The sequence below is a fragment of the Algoriphagus vanfongensis DSM 17529 genome, assembly GCF_000429465.1.
GTDB lineage: Bacteria > Bacteroidota > Bacteroidia > Cytophagales > Cyclobacteriaceae > Algoriphagus > Algoriphagus vanfongensis.
Window position 1 is genome coordinate 449914 of record NZ_KE386906.1, and the last position, 21558, is coordinate 471471.

20 protein-coding genes are annotated in these 21558 nt (G+C 38.3%); 14 read left to right on the forward strand and 6 right to left on the reverse strand.

Annotation, left to right across the window (positions count from 1 at the left end; genetic code table 11):
* Positions 1–44: 44 nt before the first annotated feature.
* The 3 genes from G460_RS0120855 to G460_RS0120865 all read right to left on the reverse strand — a co-directional run bounded on the left by G460_RS0120855 (position 45) and on the right by G460_RS0120865 (position 6018).
* Positions 45–1484: a RagB/SusD family nutrient uptake outer membrane protein gene (locus G460_RS0120855; RefSeq protein WP_026957148.1), complete on the reverse strand. Its 1440-nt coding sequence runs from the start codon at positions 1482–1484 to the stop codon at positions 45–47.
* 29 nt (positions 1485–1513) lie between these two features.
* Entirely contained in the window at positions 1514–4813 is a 3300-nt protein-coding gene (locus G460_RS0120860; protein WP_026957149.1) for a SusC/RagA family TonB-linked outer membrane protein, read from the reverse strand.
* Positions 4814–4950: 137 nt separating this feature from the next.
* The gene (locus tag G460_RS0120865) at positions 4951–6018 is read right to left on the reverse strand and encodes a FecR family protein (protein ID WP_026957150.1); all 1068 of its coding nucleotides are present in this window, start codon (positions 6016–6018) and stop codon (positions 4951–4953) included.
* Positions 6019–6405: 387 nt separating this feature from the next.
* Here G460_RS0120865 and G460_RS0120870 point away from each other — a divergent pair, with 387 nt between their 5' ends.
* Positions 6406–6732 carry a hypothetical protein gene (locus tag G460_RS0120870; RefSeq protein ID WP_026957151.1) on the forward strand — a complete coding sequence of 109 codons (327 nt, stop codon included), beginning with the start codon at positions 6406–6408 and terminating at the stop codon, positions 6730–6732.
* A gap of 252 nt (positions 6733–6984) precedes the next feature.
* On the opposite strand, the gene G460_RS0120880 is transcribed toward G460_RS0120870, so the two are convergent.
* The 3 genes from G460_RS0120880 to G460_RS23470 form a co-directional block, all read right to left on the reverse strand.
* Positions 6985–7584 (reverse strand): RNA polymerase sigma factor, encoded by a 600-nt coding sequence (locus tag G460_RS0120880; protein ID WP_026957152.1) that lies wholly within the window; start codon positions 7582–7584, stop codon positions 6985–6987.
* A gap of 293 nt (positions 7585–7877) precedes the next feature.
* Positions 7878–8039, reverse strand: a complete 162-nt coding sequence (locus G460_RS23270; RefSeq protein ID WP_157366994.1) for a hypothetical protein — start codon at positions 8037–8039, stop codon at positions 7878–7880.
* A gap of 337 nt (positions 8040–8376) precedes the next feature.
* Positions 8377–8505: a hypothetical protein gene (locus tag G460_RS23470; protein ID WP_281171671.1), complete on the reverse strand. Its 129-nt coding sequence runs from the start codon at positions 8503–8505 to the stop codon at positions 8377–8379.
* Between the two features lie 714 nt (positions 8506–9219).
* On the opposite strand from G460_RS23470, the gene G460_RS0120900 reads away from it, so the two are divergent.
* From G460_RS0120900 to G460_RS0120960, 13 genes are all read left to right on the forward strand, one after another.
* On the forward strand, positions 9220–10032 hold the full coding sequence (locus tag G460_RS0120900) for an FkbM family methyltransferase (protein WP_026957153.1): 813 nt from the start codon (positions 9220–9222) through the stop codon (positions 10030–10032).
* Entirely contained in the window at positions 10016–11272 is a 1257-nt protein-coding gene (locus G460_RS0120905; protein ID WP_026957154.1) for an ABC transporter ATP-binding protein, read from the forward strand. Before G460_RS0120900 ends, G460_RS0120905 begins: the two co-directional genes overlap by 17 nt.
* A gap of 1 nt (position 11273) precedes the next feature.
* Entirely contained in the window at positions 11274–12056 is a 783-nt protein-coding gene (locus tag G460_RS0120910) for a class I SAM-dependent methyltransferase (protein ID WP_026957155.1), read from the forward strand.
* Positions 12057–12060: 4 nt separating this feature from the next.
* Complete coding sequence (locus tag G460_RS22430) at positions 12061–13173, forward strand: glycosyltransferase (protein ID WP_051316172.1); 1113 nt, start codon at positions 12061–12063, stop codon at positions 13171–13173.
* 119 nt (positions 13174–13292) lie between these two features.
* Positions 13293–14504 (forward strand): hypothetical protein, encoded by a 1212-nt coding sequence (locus tag G460_RS22435; protein WP_051316173.1) that lies wholly within the window; start codon positions 13293–13295, stop codon positions 14502–14504.
* A gap of 17 nt (positions 14505–14521) precedes the next feature.
* Positions 14522–15280 (forward strand): alpha-1,2-fucosyltransferase, encoded by a 759-nt coding sequence (locus G460_RS22815; RefSeq protein WP_051316174.1) that lies wholly within the window; start codon positions 14522–14524, stop codon positions 15278–15280.
* Entirely contained in the window at positions 15271–15993 is a 723-nt protein-coding gene (locus tag G460_RS22445) for a methyltransferase domain-containing protein (RefSeq protein WP_051316175.1), read from the forward strand. The genes G460_RS22815 and G460_RS22445 overlap by 10 nt, the downstream gene beginning before the upstream one ends.
* Positions 15963–16880 (forward strand): glycosyltransferase family 2 protein, encoded by a 918-nt coding sequence (locus tag G460_RS0120935; RefSeq protein ID WP_026957156.1) that lies wholly within the window; start codon positions 15963–15965, stop codon positions 16878–16880. The genes G460_RS22445 and G460_RS0120935 overlap by 31 nt, the downstream gene beginning before the upstream one ends.
* The gene (locus tag G460_RS0120940; RefSeq protein WP_026957157.1) at positions 16877–17977 is read left to right on the forward strand and encodes a glycosyltransferase family 2 protein; all 1101 of its coding nucleotides are present in this window, start codon (positions 16877–16879) and stop codon (positions 17975–17977) included. Before G460_RS0120935 ends, G460_RS0120940 begins: the two co-directional genes overlap by 4 nt.
* A complete protein-coding gene (locus G460_RS0120945; RefSeq protein WP_026957158.1) occupies positions 17974–18933 on the forward strand; it encodes a glycosyltransferase in 960 nt (319 codons plus the stop codon). The genes G460_RS0120940 and G460_RS0120945 overlap by 4 nt, the downstream gene beginning before the upstream one ends.
* Positions 18896–19783, forward strand: coding sequence for a glycosyltransferase family 2 protein (locus tag G460_RS22820; RefSeq protein WP_026957159.1), 888 nt, complete (start codon positions 18896–18898; stop codon positions 19781–19783). Before G460_RS0120945 ends, G460_RS22820 begins: the two co-directional genes overlap by 38 nt.
* Complete coding sequence (locus G460_RS0120955) at positions 19776–20675, forward strand: glycosyltransferase (protein WP_245578779.1); 900 nt, start codon at positions 19776–19778, stop codon at positions 20673–20675. Before G460_RS22820 ends, G460_RS0120955 begins: the two co-directional genes overlap by 8 nt.
* Complete coding sequence (locus tag G460_RS0120960; protein ID WP_026957161.1) at positions 20672–21553, forward strand: glycosyltransferase; 882 nt, start codon at positions 20672–20674, stop codon at positions 21551–21553. The genes G460_RS0120955 and G460_RS0120960 overlap by 4 nt, the downstream gene beginning before the upstream one ends.
* Positions 21554–21558 lie beyond the last annotated feature (5 nt).

Consider the following 21558-nt stretch of genomic DNA (forward strand, 5'->3'; position numbering starts at 1 on the left):
GCTCAGAGAAGATGAATTCCTCTCAGCATAGATTTTTGTTAGAATTAATACCCTGGGTTTTGGTCAGTTTCAGGATTGATCGCACCGTTGAAATTGATTTCCTGCTGTGGAATAGGCCATAAATAATGAGCCTCAGCGATAGTCTTTCCACGGTATTCCAAGATTGTCTCAGCGGCTTTCCCAGTTCTCTTTAGATCATACCATCTCTTGCCTTCGAATATGAACTCATAGGCTTTTTCTTGCAGGACCGCGTCTATGAATGCCTCCAAATCGCCTGATTCAAAGCTGAGATCTATCTCAGAAGAGGCAGTAGGATTCATGCCATAGGCTCTTCTATGCACTTGATTGAGAGCCTCTATTGCTTCAGCTGTTGGAGCCCCTTTTGCACGGGCATCGGATTCAGCAAAAAGGAGTAGTGTTTCGGCATAGCGGTAGATGGGTAGATCATTTCCTGCTCCACTCTGGCTGATGGCATCTGGATCGATATATTTATTGCTGACGATGGTCGTGGCACCTAGGCCAAAGTCCACTTGATCCCACATTGACTTTCTGATATCTGCATCGTCCCACTCTTGGTAGAATGGATCCTGAGCATCTGCGTAATGGGCATAGGCTCCTCCAAAACTGAAATAGCCTGTGCTGGGATGGTTAAGAATCCATAGAATGTAATTCCCTTGACCTGGTTCTCTGGCATATTTCAGGTAAAACACCTCTTCACTGCTATTGAGCAGGTCTGCACCATAGATGTTTTGTTGGAAGTCCTCAATCGAACTCACTGGTACGAGACTAAATGCCTCTGCATCTATCACCTCTTTACTTTTGCTACTTGCAAGTTCATAGTTGCCCCGATGCATATATACATCAGCTAGCATTGTTTTGGCAGCATAAAGGGTAGGTCGTCCTTGATTTTTGGCCACCTCAGGGAGATTTGCTTCAGCAAAAATCAAATCATCGATTATGAGCTGGTAAATTTCTTCCTCCGAACTCCTGGGAAGGTCTATCTCTTCCATGGTATTCTCGGTTCTCATGGGGACGCCGGCCCAATTTCTTACCAAGTCAAAATAGGCCATTGCTCTCAAGAATTTTGCCTCTGCGGTGTAGTAGGCTATATCATCTTGGCTTATGTCCGTACCCGAGGGAGCGTTTTTGATGACTAGGTTGGCATTGCGGATGGCTAAGTAGAAGGAGTCCCATCTAGAGCCAGCGGTATTGGTGTTGGTGGCATTCAAACCGGCAAAGTCGTTGTATTGAGCACGGCTGCCTCTACCATATCCCCAATCGGTATGAGTGTCCAATATGACTATTTGCTCCGCTCTGGTGGATCTGAGAGGGGAATAGATGGCATTGACTGCCGCTTCCACTTCCTCTGCAGTATTGTAAAAATTTTCTACGGCCACAGTCTTTGGATTTTCCTCAAGAAGATCCGAGCAGGAGACTAAAGCCAAGAATCCTGCTATATAGATAAGTTGATGTTGAAATTTCATGGTTTTTGGGTTTTGTCCAAGGTGTTTTTTTAAAATCCAATTCTCATTCCTGCAGTCAATGTCTTCGGGATAGGGTAGGAATAATGATCTATCCCTAGTTGGGTACCGGCACCTCTAGAATTGACCTCAGGATCCCACCATGAGTAGTCGGTAAAGGTGATGTAGTTTTGCGCACTGACATATACCTGCAGACTTTTCACACTTGAGTTTTGGATAGGAAAGGAATACGCGAGCTGGATGTTTTTGAATCTCAAGTAGGATCCATCTTCCACAAATCGGTCAGACATCCTTGCCGATACATTTCTGCTGATGATAGGGTACTTGGCATTGGGATTTTCTGGACTCCAATGATCATAGAGCACCTCTTTTGGCATGTTCATACCCTGCCCAAAGTCTAAGGTGCTTGGGATGGAGCTGACATTGAAGATGTCATTGCCTTGGGAGCCTTGGATAAATATCGTGAGTGCAAAACCCTTAAACTCCATCGCTGAATTGATTCCATAGATATAGTTGGGGTTGGGATCACCGATATAGGTTTTGTCATTATTGTTGATCGTGCCATCTCCATCAAGATCTCTAAACTTGATTCTGCCAGTCTCATCGTATCCATCCTCTTCAAATCCCCAAAACTGTCCTATAGGTCTTCCTTCCCGCAGTATGGTGATATTGTCTCCTACCACTAGCACATTGGTAAAGGCTCCCAGAATATCTTCCCCATTAGCCAGACTAATGACTTGGTTTCTATTGAATGAAATATTGCCATTGAGTGACCAGTGGAAATTGGAGGTATTGATCACATTTGCATTCACTGCAAATTCCACCCCTTTATTTTGGACCTTACCCACGTTTTGGATGGTAGTGGTGAAACCCAAAGAACTTGGTAGTCTTACAGTATTGAGTAGATCTCTGGTGTTTTTGATGTAATAATCAGTGCTGAAGGTGAAGCGATCATCCAGGATCCCAATATCTACACCCACATCAAATTGCTCAGTGGTTTCCCACTTGAGATCGCCTGGCAATACAGAGCTGGGAGCAAAAGTATTGTACATTCTATCATCGAATATGGTATTGCCTGGACTGAGCTGATTGAGAGTAGCATAAGGGGAGATCGCCTGACTTCCGGTCAGACCATAGCTGGTTCGGATCTTCAAGTCAGAGATACTACTGTTGTTTTTCAAAAACTCTTCTTCTGATACTTTCCATGCAAATGCACCGCTTGGAAAATATCCCCACTTATTCCCTGGGCTGTAGCGTGATGATCCATCACTTCTGAAATTGAAAGTCAGCAGGTACCTATCTTTCAGTGAATAATTGATTCTACCGAGATAGGAAAGTAAGACGGACTTGCTATAGCCACTGCTAGGAATTCCCGGGGTTTGTGATGCTTCCAGACTATGTGTCTCAAAGGCATCGCTGAGAAAACCTATGCCACTTCCGCTCAGATAAGTGCTTAGGAAATCCTGATAGGTAAAGCCTCCCAGAATGGTAAGATTATGAATGGAGGAAAAAGTCTTTTGGTAGGTAGCGGTGGCTTCCCCTAGCAAACTCCTGAATTGGGAAGTGCTGACACCCGCTCTACCGTCTGAATTGAAAAAATTTCGGGTAGTATAGGAGTCAGTTCTGTCATCCCGGTTTTCTATTCCTCCGGTAGCCTTGATAGAAAGCTCAGGAATGGGCTTGTATTCAAAAGTCAAGCTACTCAGGACGACATTTGCCTTGACGACATTGCTCTGTTCATTGATGAAATTCAGTGGGTTGATAATATCCGGTGCGATGAAGGGATATTCATTCCCCAGCACGGTGTATGATCCATTTTCATCATAAGGCTGAGAAATCGGGGAAGCTGATATGGCAGAGCCTATCATTGAGTTTCCTCTTTGTCCACCCCCACTATCTCTCCGCTCGGTCTTTAGATGGGAGAGGTTCGTGTTGAAATTGAGAGAAAATTTATCGCTGATCTGATGATTCAGGTTGGTCCGCAGGTTGTAGCGATCATAGTCGCTTCCTTTCACGATTCCCTCTTGCCCAAAAAATCCTCCAGCTACCGAAAATTTAGTTTTTGCATTCCCTCCGCTCACATTGACAGATGAAGAAAATATAGGAGCGTCTTGAAAGATCAGGTCCTGCCAGTCGTAGCCTTCACCAAAGGAATTGATTTCTTGATCTGTGAAGTAAAGAGGGATATTGTCATTCGCCGCCTGCATATTTTGCAATTGGGCATATTCTGTCCCGTTCATCAGGTCCAGTTTTTTTCTGAGGGATTGTGAGCTATAGCTTGTTTCAATATCCACCCTTGTTTGGCCTTCAGATCCTTGCTTGGTAGTGATCAAAACCACTCCATTTGCTCCTCTCGACCCATAGATGGCAGTCGCAGAGGCATCTTTGAGTATCTCGATGCTTTCTATATCATAACTATTGAGCTGGGTAGGATTGCCTGAAAACGGAAAACCATCAATGACATACAGTGGATCATTTCCTCCCTGAATAGAATTGGTACCCCGAATCCGTATGCTTACCGGAGCTCCCGGAGATCCATTGTTTTGAATCACCTGAACACCAGCCGCACGCCCATTCAGAGCCTGCATGACATTGGTAGTGGGGAAGGAGTTGAGTTCCTCAGATTTGACCTGAGCCACGGAACCCGTCAGGTCACTTCTTTTCACTGCTCCATAGCCAATGACTACCACCTCGTCCAGAGACTTGGCATCTTCTTCCAAGGTGATATCCAAGATGCTTTGATTGGATACAGTGTGCTTTTGGGAGTGAAATCCCACAAAGGAAAAAACCAAAACTTGTCCTTCCTCTGCACTGATCTCATAGTTTCCCATTTCATTGGTCACGGTCCCTGATGAAGTGCCCTCGATGATAATAGTGACACCGGGTAGGGGGAGCCCCTGCTGGTCTGTGACTGTACCCCGAATCTCAACTGCTTGCACCAGCGCGATTTCTATAGGGGGATTGCTAGATCTCTCTACTTTTTTGACAATGATGTTTTCATTGATCTGCTTAAAGTTGAGCGAAGTAGCCTGAGCTATCTCCAACAGAATCTCGTACACAGTCCCTTTTTGGGGTGCATCGATAGGGAGGGAAGCTGTGATTTCTTCTTTGGAATAGACAAATCTGAAATTTGTCTGCCGCTCGATCTCCTGCAGGATGGGTACCACAGTTGACCTGGTTTTTTTCAATTCCACATACACCTGATCGATACTTTTTACCTGTGCCTCACCCGTATTGGCGAGGAGCAGACTCATAGTCAGAGCTTGGATCAGGAAGGCATAGATGAGTTTTTTGGACATGTCCAGTAAATGATAGATTATAGCATTTTTCATACCTTTACATCGGTTAAATCTTTGAGAATGGGTTTAGCTAATTGACAGAAAGGAATGCTTCCTGATCTGTCGGCTGGAAGTGTTGGCGCACTTTCAGCCACATTTTTTGTCATGAGTTTTAGGGCATAGGCAGATCTTTATTTTTTGCTGAAGTCAATGAATATTTCTTTTCCTTGGATTTCATAGCTGAAGTCCAGTTTGTAGCTCAGACCTAATAGGATGTTTTCCAAACTCTCATCCTGATAGCTCGCAGTAGTACTTGGGATAGATCGGGGAGCATTCTCAAGATGAAATTCTACTCCAAACCAATTGCTCAATTCATCCAGCACTTCTTCAAAATCGGCCTGATCGAGACTGATGATTTTTTGAGTCCAGGAAATAGCCTTTTGGATGTCAATCTGACGAATATGCCCTATCTCATCTGCGAGGATGACACCTTCCCCTGGTTGGAGGATTTTTTCAGCATGGAGACGTCTGTCAGACACTTGGATGATTCCTGTCACCAGACTGACTTGGGTGTTTTTACCTTCAAAGCTTCGGATGTTGAAGGAAGTGCCCAAAGCTTGAGTACTAAAATCTCCTGTATGCACTATAAAAGGACGAAGGCTATCTTTTGCCACTTCAAAAAATGCCTCCCCAGAGAGAAATATTTCTCTGGACTCAGAGTCAAATTGATTCTTATAGCGAACCTCACTACCCGCATTGAGGGTGATTTTTGATCCATCGCTGAGACGAATACTTGATTTGGTTCCGGGAGCATTTGTATTGGTTACCCATGCTACTTGCTGCTCTTCAGCAGACAGAATAAGCTCCTTGTCCTGAGTGCTTATCCACCAGCCAAATCCAAGTAGAAGCACGATAGATGCGGCTATGCCATAGCGAAGGATAGGAAATGGTCCGGATTTTTTTGGGATAGATAATTCAGAATGCTTTGAAGCTGCTTTATCAGTTGCTTTTTGATGGATTTTATTCCAAAGGCTGAGGACTTCTGATTCTGAAAGCTCAAGACTAAGGCTCTCCTTCTTGTTCCTGTCCAACCAAAGCACCATTTGCTTGGCTTCACGGATCAGCAATATTTTCTCAGGATGATCCTTCAGATAGGATTCCCAGTATTCCCGATGTTCCGACTTGGGGTTTAGTACATAGTCCCTAAACCGAACATTCATCACAAATTGCTCAACAGTAGCGTATTCTTTTGCATTCATTACCCTACAGAGGGCAATGTGTACAGATGTTATCCTGTTTTTTTATGAAAAAATAAAATTTTATGGATGTGTGGTTTAAATGGCTATTATTTTACCAATAGTTGATCAAGACAATGAATTTATTACTGATATGAAAATGGATAGTACATATTCCCGGTTGTCCTGCTTCCAACTCCCGTCATCCTTCTTCGGTCTCCAGTCTTCCAAATCCCAACCTCCAACTTCCCGACTTCCAACTTCCCAACCTCCTGCTTCCTACACCAGACAACAATTCATCCTTCTAACTTGAGCTTATAGAATTAATATTCCGTTTCCATCCTCCGGCACTGATTCTTGTCTTTTTATTGAGTCCCTCGGCCGGAGGGAAAGGCCTCCTTTTTTTTAACCGTGGGTTCAGTCCTCGATTCCATCGGGACTACACCAACGGCTACCAATATTTCGCCCCTACAGGGCTCTCATGTCGATTTCATTCCTTCGGCTTTCAGCGTAATTTTTCAATCTTTCAATTTTCCAATTCATAATCTGTCAACCTCCAACTTAGCGACTTCCAACTTCCAAGCCTCCCGCATCCAACCTCCAACTTCCCAACCTCCAGCTTCCTACATCCAACTCCCGTCTTCCGTCTCCGGTTTCCTGTCTTCCAAGCCTCCCACCTCCAACTTCCTGCTTCCCAACATCCTACTTCCAACTTCCGACAACAATTCATCCTTCTAACTTGAGCTTATAGTATTAATATTCCGTTTCCATCTTCTAGCTGATAGCCCAATTTTCCAATTTTTCAATCTTTCAATTTTCCAATTTCTGACATCGGACAACCTTTCAGCTTTCTCACTTCATCCTTCAGACTTTCCTGCCCACTCCCGTCTTCCGTCTTCTGTCTCCCGTCTTCCAAACCTCCCACATCCAACTTCCTGCTTCCAAGCTTCCTTCATCCATCATCGGGCATCTGACATCGGACATCGGGCACTAATAAAACAGATGAAATAGTATCGAAACCGTAACAGTCGAGAGAACATTTCTCAGCTTTTTCAGGGCCTTCCATGCTAGGGTATAGGTGGATTTGAGATTGATTTCCAGGACATGTGCCGCCTCTGTATAGCTGTAGTTTTCAAAAAATAATAAGTGAATCAGTTTACGCTGTCGGGAGGAAAGATGCTTAAATGCTTTTTCCAGTTGCCGGCTTTGCTGGGCAAAATTCTCCTCTTCTAGAAACAAATCCAATTCTGAGGTATCAATCAATTCTACTGATTCTCTGGAAATATTCTCATCTAGGGAGAATAGTTGCTTTTTGTTTTTTGCGCGCTTGATTTTATTCCCGAGGGTCCTAAGTAGATAGAATTTGCAGTTGGAGGGTAGGCAGATGCTTTCCCGATAGTTCCATAGATCCAAAAATACCTCTTGGATACAGTCCTGAACCAGATCCTCCTCAGGACAGATGCTCATCCCAAATCTAAAAAACTCCTGTATATATTTTCTATACAGAAATTCCATTGCATGCATATCCCCAGACTGGAGTTTTTTCCAGGCCTCTTGATCTTCTTCAGATAAGGCATGCAGTTTTTTCACAGGTTGTTTTGGGTTGGGATCGGTCCCAGCTTTGTAGCCTGACCAAATTCTTATAATCTAATAAGGTACCGATTTATAGTATGGCAACCATCCTGCAGCATCGGGTAGAGCTTTCTGGAAAAAATGTTTTGATTGGGAGGGACTTACAGTCAATACTCCACAGTCGACAGACCATAGTCGATAGTCTACAGTCTATAGGCCACAGTCCACTGTAACTGCGACTACTCGCATCCGTCATCGGACATCCAACAACAATTCATCCTTCAGACTTTTCTGGCCACTGAACACGATAATTATCGGGACTGATCACTGACCACTGATCTTCCGTCTCCGGTCTCCTGTCTTCCAAACCTCCCACATCCAACTTCCAACTTCCGTCTTCCAAACCTCCCACCTCCCACCTCCAACCTCCAGCTTCCTACATCCGACATCGGACAACCTTTCAGCTTTCTCACTTCAAACTTCAGAATTGTCTGACCACTTATCACGATAATTATCGGGACTGATCACTGATCACTGATTACTGCATCTGCCCACTTCGAACTCCCGCCTTCTAACCTGAATCTTCCAAAAATTCCTCCCCATAATTCTTTGGGACAGGATCAATCCCCCCAACCCCCTTTGACATGATTTTGTGTACCAAATGGTGATAACTCTTTCAAGGGGGATTCGTCCTGCCTTCCAATTTTTGTCTTCCGTCTGCTGTCTCCGGTCTCCTGTCTTCCAAACCTCCAACCTCCCGCTTCCTAGCTTCCTACATCCGACAACCTTTCAGCTTTCTCACTTTAAACTTCAGAATTGTCTAACCAATGACAACTGATCACTGACCATTGATCTTCCGTCTTCCGTCTCCGGTCTCCTGTCTTCCAAACCTCCCACCTCCAAACTTCCCGCACCTCCCTTTCCAAAAATTCTTTCCAACAAAAATTTGCTTGTCAAAAGCAACCGAGTAAATTTATTACTCAGTCAGTATTGCTTCTGCCTGGTATTGTGAATTAAGACCAAGGCTACTTGTATCGGCATATTCCAAAGTTGCTCCAGGTCTATTGGCAGGTATAAAAGTAACGTCCTAAGTATCAGTCGGGACAGGAGTTCTTGAATCCGTCTCGAACTAAATTTTGGAGCTTACCACCCTTAAGTCATGATGTGACTGAAAGGGCGAAGCTGTGAGAAATCAACAGGAAATTGACGAAGGCCAATCAGGTTCAACTCCGGCTCTGGTACTGAATGAGCCCTTTGCTCAAATCAATAATACAAGTACTTCAATCATAGGCTATTACTGGCACGAGCCCAGCTGGGCCCACAAAAACACCTAGATTCGAACCCTAGTAGACTTGAAAATTTCTCCGAAACCTTTCAGCTTTCTCACTTTAGCTTTCAGAATTGTCTGATCACCGTGACTGAATACTTAAATCATCGGGCATCGGACACCGGACATCCTGCAATCTCAATCCACTTTAAACTCTCCATTCTAAACTTTAAACTCAACCTTGCTTTTCAACTCTTTTGAATTTCTGATTTTCCTTCCTCTAGTCTTTAAGGGCTATAGGTTTGTGTTTCAGAAGGATCTAAAGGTACATATAGATTTGTTCAGCTTTGATTATTTAGTGCTGCAAGGGCTTCGCAAAAGAATTGATGATTAAATCAATCAAAAAAAGAGTATTCTGGTTAATTGCCCTTCAGCGAAAAAATAACCTTGGGAAGTTTTTATTTTCAGTTTCTCAAAGCTTTATGAATGCGCTGAATAATAAGATAAATGATCCTGATTTAAGCGGAGAAAACTGGTTTTTAGAAAACCTTAATCATTCTGATATAAAAGTAGTCTTTGATGTTGGTGCCAATGTCGGTAACTGGTCAAAAAAAATGAAAGAGGTCAATCCAGAAGCTCAAATTCATGCTTTTGAACCGGTTCCAAATACTTTTAAAAAGTTAGAAAACAACCTTAAAGCATTTCCTAATATAAAACTGAACCTGTTAGGACTTTCTTCTGAGTCTGGAAAGCTGAATTTTAATTTTTATCCTAATTCCTCCTATCTATCTTCTGCATTTGAGCATGATTTAGGAAAGGAGGGACAATCAATAGAAGTAGATGTAATCCAAGGTGATCAGTATTGTGAGGATAATCATATTCAGCAAATCGATTTATTGAAAATTGATACGGAAGGTTTCGAATCAATGGTATTGAAAGGGTTTACCACCATGTTTGAAAACAATAAGATTCGTCTTGTTCAGTATGAATATGGACCCATGGCCATAGATTCTAAATTCCTCTTATCGGATTTTTATAAATTCTTTGAGACGAAAGGTTTTCGAGTTGGGAAAATTTATCCTAAATGGATTGATTTTAGGCCGTATTCAAAAGAGATGGAAAATTTCATACTGTCAAATTTTGTGGCAATTAATCTGAATAGTAATTACCTAATTTCTAAGCTTGAAGACAGTAATTAAAGTAAGCAACCTCTCCAAACGCTACCGCCTAGGGCTAAAGGAAAAACAAGCTGAAACCCTAGCGGGTCAAATCGCCAATGCAATTAAATCGCCTTGGCAGAATCTGAAAAGACTTCGGCAACTGAGTCGATTTGGCGAAGAAGATGAATCGGTGTTTTGGGCGCTTAAGGATGTCTCCTTTGAGGTGAAGGAGGGCGAAGTATTGGGAATTATCGGTAAAAATGGAGCAGGTAAATCAACCCTCCTTAAAATCCTTTCTCAAATTACTGAACCGACTTCAGGGAAGATAAAAATCTATGGCAGAGTAGCTTCCCTTCTGGAAGTGGGTACCGGATTTCATCCGGAGCTTTCGGGCAGAGAGAATATCTATATGAACGGTACCATCCTGGGCATGACCAGAAGAGAGATCGATTCTAAACTGGATGAGATTATCGATTTTTCGGGAGTGGAGAAGTTTATCGATACTCCCGTCAAGTTCTATTCCTCTGGCATGAAAGTTCGCTTAGGCTTTTCGGTGGCGGCACATCTTGACCCTGAGATTTTGATCATTGATGAGGTCTTGGCTGTAGGGGATTATGAATTCCAAAAAAAGTGCTTAGGGAAGATGGAGGATGTAAGTAAGAATCAGGGTAGAACGGTGCTTTTTGTTAGTCATAATATGCAAGCTGTATCAGCTTTGACGAAAAAATCTTTGCTTTTAGAAAGTGGAAAAATAAAGAAACATGGAGCAACTACAGAATTGATTGAATATTATTTGTCGGGCTCAAAAAAATCCGAATTCTCTTATTTAGATGATATAAAAAAGGATGTATATATAAAATCCATCAACTTGAAAACTTCAATAGAAAATAATATTCATTTTTATAAAGATGATTTTGAAATTGAATTTATTGTTAATTCCAATTTCCCATTTAAAGATGCTGCAATATCTTACCAAATCATTAATTCAGAAAATGTATCTGTGATTCATATACTAAATTTAAGTTCTGAAATTCCATTTTTAATGGAATCTGGATCTTACAGATTGGTTTCTAAAATACCAAAATTGTCTCTTTATCCAGATAAATATAGGCTCAAAGTTCACTTTGCAGATAACTTCTTGAAATCAAAATTCCAAACTATCGAAGACGTTTGTCCATTTGAAGTTCAACTTAAAGATGAACTTAGAGAGTATTATTGGTATAAAGGGCATGCCACTTTCGTTCCTCAAAGTGAGTGGTGTGTAAATAAAATTTCTTAGTATGTCAATTAAGGATATAAGGTCATATTATAATTCCCAGCTTAATAAACGAGTCAAGGATTTTGTTTATGGTAATGAGAGAGTTTTTAGAGCTTATGAAGAAGTTTATAAATTGATTAAAACGTATCAGCCTAAGAGAATACTTGAAATAGGTTGTGGGATTGGCGATGTTTCCTTTAGATTAGCAGAGGAGTTCCCAGATATTGAGTTTGTTGGATTTGATATTAGTGAGAGTACGATTGAGTTTGGAAGAAATGTTTTTAATTTGGCTAATCTTCAACTTGTTTTTTACGAGAACCTTAAAGAATTAGATTCCTTTCTTAAAGATCAGAAATTTGATTTTATATTTCTAATTGATGTTTATGAGCATTTTGATGATGAAAGCATTTATTCATTTAGGAATCTTATTAAAAACAGGGATAATGGAAATACTTTGATCTTCTTTTCTTGTCCAACAATTAATCATCAAAATTATCTTAGAAAACATAATCCACAAGGCCTTCAACCAATTGATAGAGATGTGGAAATAAAAGATTTTTTGAATTTAAGTGAGATGCTTCAACTTGAATTGATTTATTATAAAGTTATTTCAGTTTGGAGTTATTCAGATTATCAACATGCAGTAATAGGTAAGCTTCCGGATTCTGGAAACTTTTCAGATAAGCTGAAAGTCAAAAAGAAAGGGATAAAGGATCTCCTCAAAGAAAGAATAAAAAATAAAGTAGGATCTCATTCAAAATATATCCTTAAAAAAGAGGAATTAAAAAAATACCTTGTGGATTGAGCTAATGAATAAATTGAATATTTGCTTTACTTCTCCATCCACAAATGCTTACTCTGAAACCTTCATTCAGAATCTAAAGTCTGGATTGTCTGGAAATGTTTTTCATTGTTATGGTGAGTTCTTTCCATTCCTGACTTTAAAAGGCTCACTCCAGAATTATAAGACTCCTCCTATTTTTGATTTGATCAAGAAAAGGCTTGGTTTCATAACTCTTCCACTAAGAGAGTATTATTTTTCTAAATACTTAAGAGAAAATAAAATTCAGATAATTTTTGCCAATTATGGTCCATCAGGGGCTGCTTTGGCACCAGTTTCCTATAAGATGGGAGTGCCCTTAATCGTCCATTTTCATGGATTTGATGCTTCAGTTTTTAAGGTAATCGAGAAATATAAAGAAGGGTATAAAAGAATGTTTGAGATAGCCTCTTTTATCATTGTGGTTTCAGACGAAATGAACCAGGATTTATTAAATCTTGGGGCTCCTGAAGGTAAATTGATAAAAATCACCTATTCCCCAAATTCTCGATTTTTGGAATTAAAGCCTGACTACCAAAGTAATCAAATTCTGGCTGTTGGTCGGTTTGTAGAAAAGAAAGCCCCTTATCTCACTTTAATGGCTTTTAAAAGTGCAAAAGAGAAGTGTCTGGATTTAAATTTGAAGTTTGTAGGTGACGGCGAATTTCTATCTGTTTGCAAGGACTTATGTGAGTCCATGCAAATTCAAGGAGTAGAGTTATTAGGTGTGAAATCTCCTGAAGAAATCGCTTCTCTCATGGAACAATCCTTTTGTTTTGTTCAGCATAGTAAACAGGCGATTAATGGAGACAAGGAAGGTACACCTGTTGCTATTTTGGAAGCTATGGCGACAGGATTACCAATTGTCGCCACAAAACATGCAGGAATTCCAGATGTGGTTTCACATAAAAAGAATGGATTCCTAGTCACTGAAGGTAATATAGAGGCTATGGCAAGTTGCATTATAGAATTGTATCAAAACCGGGAAAAAGCAAAAAACTTTGGGATAAATGGAAAAGAGTTTATCCGAAATAATTTTAGTTCAAAGGATTATTTTCAAAAGATAAACTCCCTTATCACTACCGCTGTAACTAATGGATAATCAACCTCTGGTCTCTATCCTTTTCCCGAGTTACAACAAAGCTTCCTACCTCCGAGAGACATTTTAGATTTGGGGATCTCTAAAGTAAAATCAAAGTTTAGACTATCTAGTTTTTTTGTGTGAAGCCAATCAATCCTAGTGAGCTACCAATCGTTGTAATTGGATATAATAGGCCAAATTCTTTGGCTAGACTATTGTCTACGTTAGCGGATTCGGATATTCCCGACGGAGTTAGGTTGGTAATAAGTTTGGATAAATCGGAAGAGGATTGCTGCGCGAATATCGCCAATGATTTTAAATGGGAGTTTGGCCAAAAAGATGTTATTCTTCATGAAGAAAGATTAGGGCTTAAATCTCATGTTCTTTTTTGTGGGAGATTATCAGAGAATTATCAAGGAATAATAATGCTTGAGGATGATTTAATTGTATCACCAAAATTTTATCAATATTCATTGCGTGTTATCAGCCAATTTAGTGATGATAATAGAATTGGAGGTTTTGCCCTATATTCACCAAGATTGAGTGAAACATCTCTGCTCCCATTTACCGCATTGGAAGATGGATACGATAATTTTTATATGAAAATTCCATGCTCATGGGGTCAAATATTCTTAAAAAATCAATGGCTTAATTTTGAAAAATTTGTAGCAAAATATAATTATCAAGGTGTTAATCAAATTGATTTACCTGACAATGTCTTAAAATGGCCTGATGTCTCATCATGGAAAAAACTGTATTTCCAATTCTTAGTTTTTGACAATAAATATATTTTCTATCCAAGAATAAGTTTAAGTTCAAATTGTGGTGATGTTGGTCAGCATTTTTTAAAAAATGTTCGAGTGTTTCAGGTTTCTTTGCTAGTTGGCGAATTGAATTATAATTTTTCGTCACTCAGTCAATCCAAATCGATTTATGACCAGTTCCAAGAGGTTGATAGTTCAATTGCCCCTTCTTTTTTGGGGCTTGAATCGCTTACTTTTGATTTATCTGGTTCGAAAAGGCTATGTCAAATTAAATCAAAATACCTTTTGTCAATTAAGAGATGTGACAAGCCAATTAAAAAATATCCATTGATATCTTATCCGCCTGAACTAGGTGTTTTACTTTCACTCGAATGTGATCTAAGTGAAGGGAACTCTATTTCTCTTGGTAAAGTCGAGGATTTTAGTTCCGACCTCGGTATTAAGATTGAACAATTAGAAGTATATGATGTTAGAAAATTTAATGAATTTGAATATCAAAAAGGAAGGGCCAAAGTCTTAAATTCAACTAGGTATAAAATAGGTGATTTAATTGTGTCTCCATTTAGATATATTAAGAATTGGTTTTGATTTTGTTACATTCTGGTATGGGGAACCAAATGTTTCAATATGCATTTGGTAAGCTTTTAGAAGAGAAAAGGAAAGTTCCTGTTTACTTTATCTGTAAAGTATCTGAGTTTAGGTTAAATGGATTTGCTGGAATTAACTACATTAATTCTTCAAATAAATTCATTTCACTATTTGAAAGATTTTTTTTGCGATATAGATTAAGGTACAAAGAGTTTCACTCATGTCTAGAAGAAATCGACTTGAATGCAATTTCCAATTTTAGTTATGTTTCTGGATATTTTCAATCTTCCAAGGTTTTCGAGGAAAATCGGGATTTTGTTAAAAGTTTGTTTAAAGTGTCTTTAACTCGATTTTTTGCTTCAAATGATTGCGTGACTCATATTAGAAGGGGGGATTACCTTACTACAATATTTGCCGAAATCAATTCAAATGCGGTTGTTCCAGAGGAATGGTTCGTAAACCAATTAAATTATATTAAAAAGGAATATTCACCTGAAAATTTTAAGGTAGTGGGGGATGATGGAAACTACTTGAAATATTTTTGTAAGAAGTTGGAATTGGATACATCAGCCCTAATTCAGAGCCCTATGGAAGATTTTGTGAAATTAATGACTTCCAAATACTTGATCATTTCCAATAGTTCCTTTGCTTGGTGGGCCGCTTTCTTGAATATTCATGAGGACGCCGTAATTATTGCGCCTAGAAACTGGGTAGGTTTCCACGTTGGAATTGAATATCCAAAGGGAATAATGAACTCGCGATTTATATGGAGATAAAATATTTTCATAAGGAAGAGATCCATAATACCTCATCTGCAAAAATTATTCTTCCGTTAGTTTTGGATTTAATTAATCCAAAATCGGTTTTGGATGTAGGTTGTGGTATCGGGACTTGGCTCTCGGTCGCCAAAGATTCAGGTATTTTGGATTTGTTGGGTGTTGATGGAGACTATGTGGATCGGGCTCTCCTTTCCAAGTATTTAATGGAAAGTGAGTTTGAATCCCATGATTTAACTCAACCGCTTGAATTGGGTAGAAAGTATGATCTCTGCATCTGCTTAGAGGTGGCCGAACACATTCCTGAGTATGCAGCTAATACTTTGGTTGATAGCTTAAAAAAGTACTCAGATGTAATTCTTTTTTCTGCAGCAATTCCGGGACAAGGCGGACAGAATCATTTAAATGAAAAATGGCCAGCTTATTGGGCAGAGAAATTTTCAAAGAATGGATATGTTTTTTTGGACATTATTCGTCCATTAATTTGGAATAACTCGAAAGTTGATTTTTGGTATAAGCAAAATATATTTTTAGTAGTCAAAGAGTCTCATGAATTAGCCGTTAAGTTTCCAAGTTCTTCTCTTTCCTTGGTTCATCCGGAATTGTATAATACAAAAAATAAGATTTTTGAAAACCGAATAGCTCATTTAGAAAAACAGTTGAAGGTGCACCCTTTAAAGCGATGGCTAAGCAAAATAGTGTCCAAAAAATGAAGTTGATTGATTTAGCCCCTTTTGAAAGAGTTTCTAATTACAGTCTTTCTGGAATCCATGATATATCCATTTTGATCAAAACTTTGGAGAGAGAGGCGCATTTAATTCAGCTGTTGGCTTCCATCCAAAAATATGGCTTTCAAGGTCCGATTTTGATAGCAGATGATAGTAAGGTGCCTTATGGGAAATCTGTCAAGGCTAAATTTCCGTATCTGAATATTCAATATTTGGAACTTCCTTATGACACAGGTACGGCAGAGGGTAGAAATGAGATGCTAAAGTTGGTGGACACCCCCTATTTTTTACTTTGTGACGATGACTTTGTATTTGATCGAAGATCTAGAATTCCCTTAATGAAGAAATATCTAATTGATTATCATCTTGACGTTTTAGGAGGTGTCTTCATTCAATACAAACGAAGAGGACGAACAAGAGAATTTTTCAACAATGTTAATGCTCTTTTGATGAAATTTGATTGGTTTCTCCCATCGTATCAGAAGTACGATTATTATGCAAACTTCTATATTGATTCCCGTGTAATATATTTCAAAAAAAAGCCTTTCATTGAACCAGTAACTGCATGTGATCTAACACATAACTTCTTTTTAGCACGGACGGACAAAGTTTTAGACTTTGGAGGGTGGAATCCAATTTTAAAAGGAGGAGAACATCAAAACTTTTTTATAAGGGCAAAATTGGCTGGTTTAAAAATTGGAACTACTCGTACTTGTGGCGTGATACATGATCAATGGACACCTAATTCAGAATTATATAAATCACTTCGTAATAGAGGTGATTTTTACAAAAAAATAGCTTTACAGGAGTTTAATATAATTGAAGTTAGGGGCTATAAAGAAGCTTTAGGAGAAGATTTTTTTTCGAAGTGAAAGTATCTGTTATTATACCTGTATACAATCAGTCTCATTATTTATTTGAATGTATAGAATCAGTAATTAGAAATTGTTTTTCTGAATTAGAAATTATTATTGTAAACGACGGAAGCACTGACGATACGGAAACTATTTCAAAGGAATTAGCTCTGAAATACGGAAATATCAAAATTATTTCTCAAGAAAATAGAGGGTTGTCAGAAGCAAGGAATTCTGGATTTAAAGAGAGTGTTGGTGATCTAATTCACTTCTTAGATGCAGATGATAAAGTTTTTTCTATGGCTTATTCAAACATAGTAGATAGATTTCAAGAGAGTCATGATTTGGATATTTTAGTTTCTGGATATTCTTATTTTAGGGGAAGAAAGTTTATTCATACTCATCAATTTTCTGGTTATGAAATTTTCTTAAAAAATTTAGTTCATTCTAGTATTGCCCCACCTGCCTCGTTCTTTTTGACTCGAAGAATCGTCCAGCGAGTTGGGCTTTTTGACGGTTCCTTGAAAAGTTGTGAAGATTGGGATTATTGGATCCGAGCCAGTAAGATTGGAGCGAAAATTGTAACTATTCCTGAAGTTTTGGTTGCTTATAGATACGTTCCCAATAGTATGAGTCGAAATCCTAAAGTGATGTATAAGGCACTGACCGAAGTCAGTCGAAGAGCTGGGAAAAAAGATGCTCGGCTTCCTAAAGATGCGCCTTTTAATCAGGAATACAATTTAGACTATTTAGAAATCCAAAAGAAACATTTGATTCGTATGCTTGGAGTAATGCTTCATCAAGGAAATGTGTTAGAAGCTGAAAAATGGTATCGGTTAGAACAAAATAAGTGGAATTGGAAAATAATTCCTGAAGATTGGAAAGGCTTAAGTTCTTACCTTTCATGGGCCTATTTCTTTGAAAAAAAAGATATAAAAGATTTGCAAAAAGAGACTTTTCTTAATGTAGAAGATTTTTTTATCCAATTGGGGTATTCAAAAAAAAAGAGTAGACACCTTTCCCGAATGGTTTTTGCACCTCAGTTAAAAAAATTGAATCATATCCGATATGGAAAAGTATTTGGGGCTGTTATAAATCGTTTATTAAGGTTTTGAGTTGTAGTATTATCATCTGCACCTACAATGGAGAAACAAAGCTCCAGAACACGTTAAAGGCTATTATCAATCAAGAAACTACTTTTCCTTGGGAATTGATCATAATCGACAATAATTCATCTGATAATACTTTTTCCTTTTCTGAATCGTTACTCAAAAATTCCGGAATAGACTATCGTATAGAACGATTCTCAAAACCCGGTAAAATGTATGCATTTTGGCATGGAATCAGTTTCGCGAAATACGCTTTCATTTTAGATTGCGATGATGACAACGAACTTTTCCCTGATTTTCTGGAGGAAGGTCTAAAAATATTAAATGCCAAACCTAAACTAGGTGCTTTGGGTAGTCTTGGAATATTACCTGCTCAAAAGGTTCCTGATTGGTTTAATCAATTTTCCAAAAGTTATGCTTTAGGGCCCCAGGGGAGAAATCTAGAGCCCTTACCAAAATTTGCTTATTTATATGGTGCTGGCTGCTTTTATAGAAAATCTATTTTAAATGATTTAAGTGAAAAGGAGTTTGAGTCCTTACTTTCCTGCAGAAAAGGGGAAGAATTGACTTCAGGGGGGGATGTAGAGTTTTGCCATGCCATACAACTATTGGGGTATGATTTGATGTATTCAGAAACCTTAAAATTCTTCCATAATATAGGGTCAGAACGGATTAGTTTTGAATATTACCTTCGCTTAAAAAGAGGGATTAGTAGTAGTTTTCCTATTTTGGCTTCGTATAATTTAGATACCTATCCAGCCTTTAACGATTTTAGAAAACATTTGATTAGTAGCTTTTTCCTTTTAGTAAAAGGGATAATTAAAACAGCGTTTTTGCCTCAAAATAATTATCAAAGAAAGGTAGATTATGTGGTCGTAAGGGCTAAATTTTTTGCTTTTCTTAAAAATTACCAAGTAGCTGTTGATGGATACAAACGAAACCAAAAAATTTTTGGATCCTAAAATCTCCATCATTATTCCTTTTTTTAATTCAGAATCAACGCTGAAAAGAGCGGTTGATTCAGTGATTTTGCAATCATTTGAAGATTGGGAATTGATTTTAGTGAACGATGGGAGTACCGATCAATCGGAGTGGATTGCTAAATCATTTTTGGGCGATCACCGGATTTTATATTCCTATCAGGAAAATATGGGAGTCAGTGCAGCTCGCAATTTAGGAGCTAGTAAAGCCAAGGCAGATTGGCTAATATTTTTGGATTCAGACGACGTTCTTCGTCCAAATTCTTTTACAAAGATGAATAGTTGTATAAATGAGTACCCTGATTATGATTATTTTCATTTTGGTATCTGTTCAATAAGTCAAAAGGATGTAAAAGAAAGAATTCCAAGTAAATCAGTATATGTAGGAAAATTAGCGGGCTCGGTTTTATTGAAAAGAATTCTTTTTGAACAAGTAGGTGGATACGATGAAAATTTGAAGTTTTCAGAAAATACAGAGCTTTTTCACCGCATCCATCTATTGCCAGTCAAATTTTTACAAGTAGCCATTATTAGTGTTGAATATTTCAGTAGTATGGTAGGAGGATCTAAAAACACTCAAAATATTCTTCATGGGCTCCTATATATTTTAGACAAACATAAAGATTCGCTTTCTCCTCATATCAAGTTCCTTTATCATCAATCTGCAGGGGTTATTTTTATCCGCTTCAAGAAAATATCTTTAGCCAGATATCATTTTTTGCAAGCTTTAAAATTTAAACCCTGGAAACTACCTACATGGGCTAGATTAGGACTAACATTTTTTCCTCCATTGGCAAAGAAAATTTATCAAACTAAAGTTAGCTTTGATTAAGTTGGGAGCGTTTATTATCACCTATCATCGTCCACAAATATTGTTGGACACGATCAAGGCTGTTTTTTCTCAAACTTATCCTCCTGGTTTTATCTGGATTATTGATAATTCTGAAAATCTGGAGACCGAACATGCTGTTGCCTCTTTGCTTGATTCCCGAATCCGTTACCATAGAATGGGCTACAATGCTGGACCTGCCGGAGCTGCTGTTATTGGCTTGGAACTTTGTAATCAGGATGGAGCAGATTGGATCTATTGGGGTGATGATAACGACCCCCCTTTTTTTGAAGATACCTTTGAAAAATTATTGGCCTATAAAGATGAAAATCCTTTTTGCGGAATTTTAGGCTCTGTAGGCCATTTCTTTGATAGAAAAAGGGGAGTAATAAAAAGGATTCAAAGCAGATTGCTGGAAAAGAAAGAATGTCTGGAAGTGGATTGCGTAGCTGGAAATATGTCTATGATTGTCAATTCCAAAATGATCCGAGATGGGATACTGCCTAATCCTGAATTATTTTTTGGCTTTGAAGAATTGGATTTTTGCTTAAAAGCCAGTCGCCGAGGATATAGTATTATTGTTCCTTGTTCACTTTTTTTGGATTTAAGAAAGCTACATCAAAGGACTGATTTTGAAAGACCTTTATACAAAAAGAAAGAGAATTTGGTCAGAGAGTATTATAGCTTAAGGAATTTATTGATGATTTCTGATTCTTTAACTCTAAATGCTATGAGGAATCAATTGTTGAAAAAGGCAATTGGCAAAATTCTTTATGGATTTAGATATGGACTAGTTTATGGATATAGAAATGCAAAGATGATTTTTCGAGCTGTTTATGATTATTATCAAGGAAAATCTGGATTTACATTAGCACTTTCTGTTCCTCCAAAATGATCAATCAAATAGGTGTAGTCATAGTTACCTATAAAAGGGAAAATTCCTTACAGTTAACTCTAAGAGCAGTTTTAAATCAGGGTATAAATGCTTCAAAAATCTGGGTTATTAACAATAATCCTTTAGAAAAGTTAAAAGCAACAACATCCAATCCGGATTTTATGGGGGTTAATTTTCTTCATCAAAGCAAAAACATTGCTTCTGCTGGAGGTTTTGCTCTTGGTATGTCCATAGTAGCAAAAAATGGATTGGATTGGGCCTGGTTATTCAATGATGATTCGAGGCCGGTCAAGGGGTCTATAGAATCTATTATTAATCATCATGCCAGATTAGAGGTAAGTAAAACGGGCATGGTGAAATTAGCCAATTTAAATTCTAATGGTGAAGCAATTTTACAATATTGGAATGGTAGTAGGAAACCTAAATATGTGCCTATTTCCCAAGATTTAATAAAGACCGACTTAATTACTTTCGATGGTTGTTTGATTTCATCAAACTTAATAAAAGAAGTTGGTACCTGTGATCCCAGTTATTTCATGGGTACTTATGAATTTGACTATTGCTTGAAGGCCGCAGATCATAAATATGAAATATATACTATTCCTAATGGTTTAATTGAAGATGAAAAAGCGGGTTCAACTGGAGGGACTCCCCCTTGGAGGCAATATTATAATACCAGAAATCATTTGCTTCTCGGAATCCAAAGAATGGACTTTCAAATAATCTGGGCATGGATGATTAGAGAAATTAAATTTTCTTATGCCATATTAAGATGGGAAAATAAAAAAACATTTCGCTTAAAATTAAAAGCATTGGCTACTTGGCATGCTATGATTGGAAAAAAAGGAATGATATTGGACCCTGATTCTTTTCAATAGAAGGT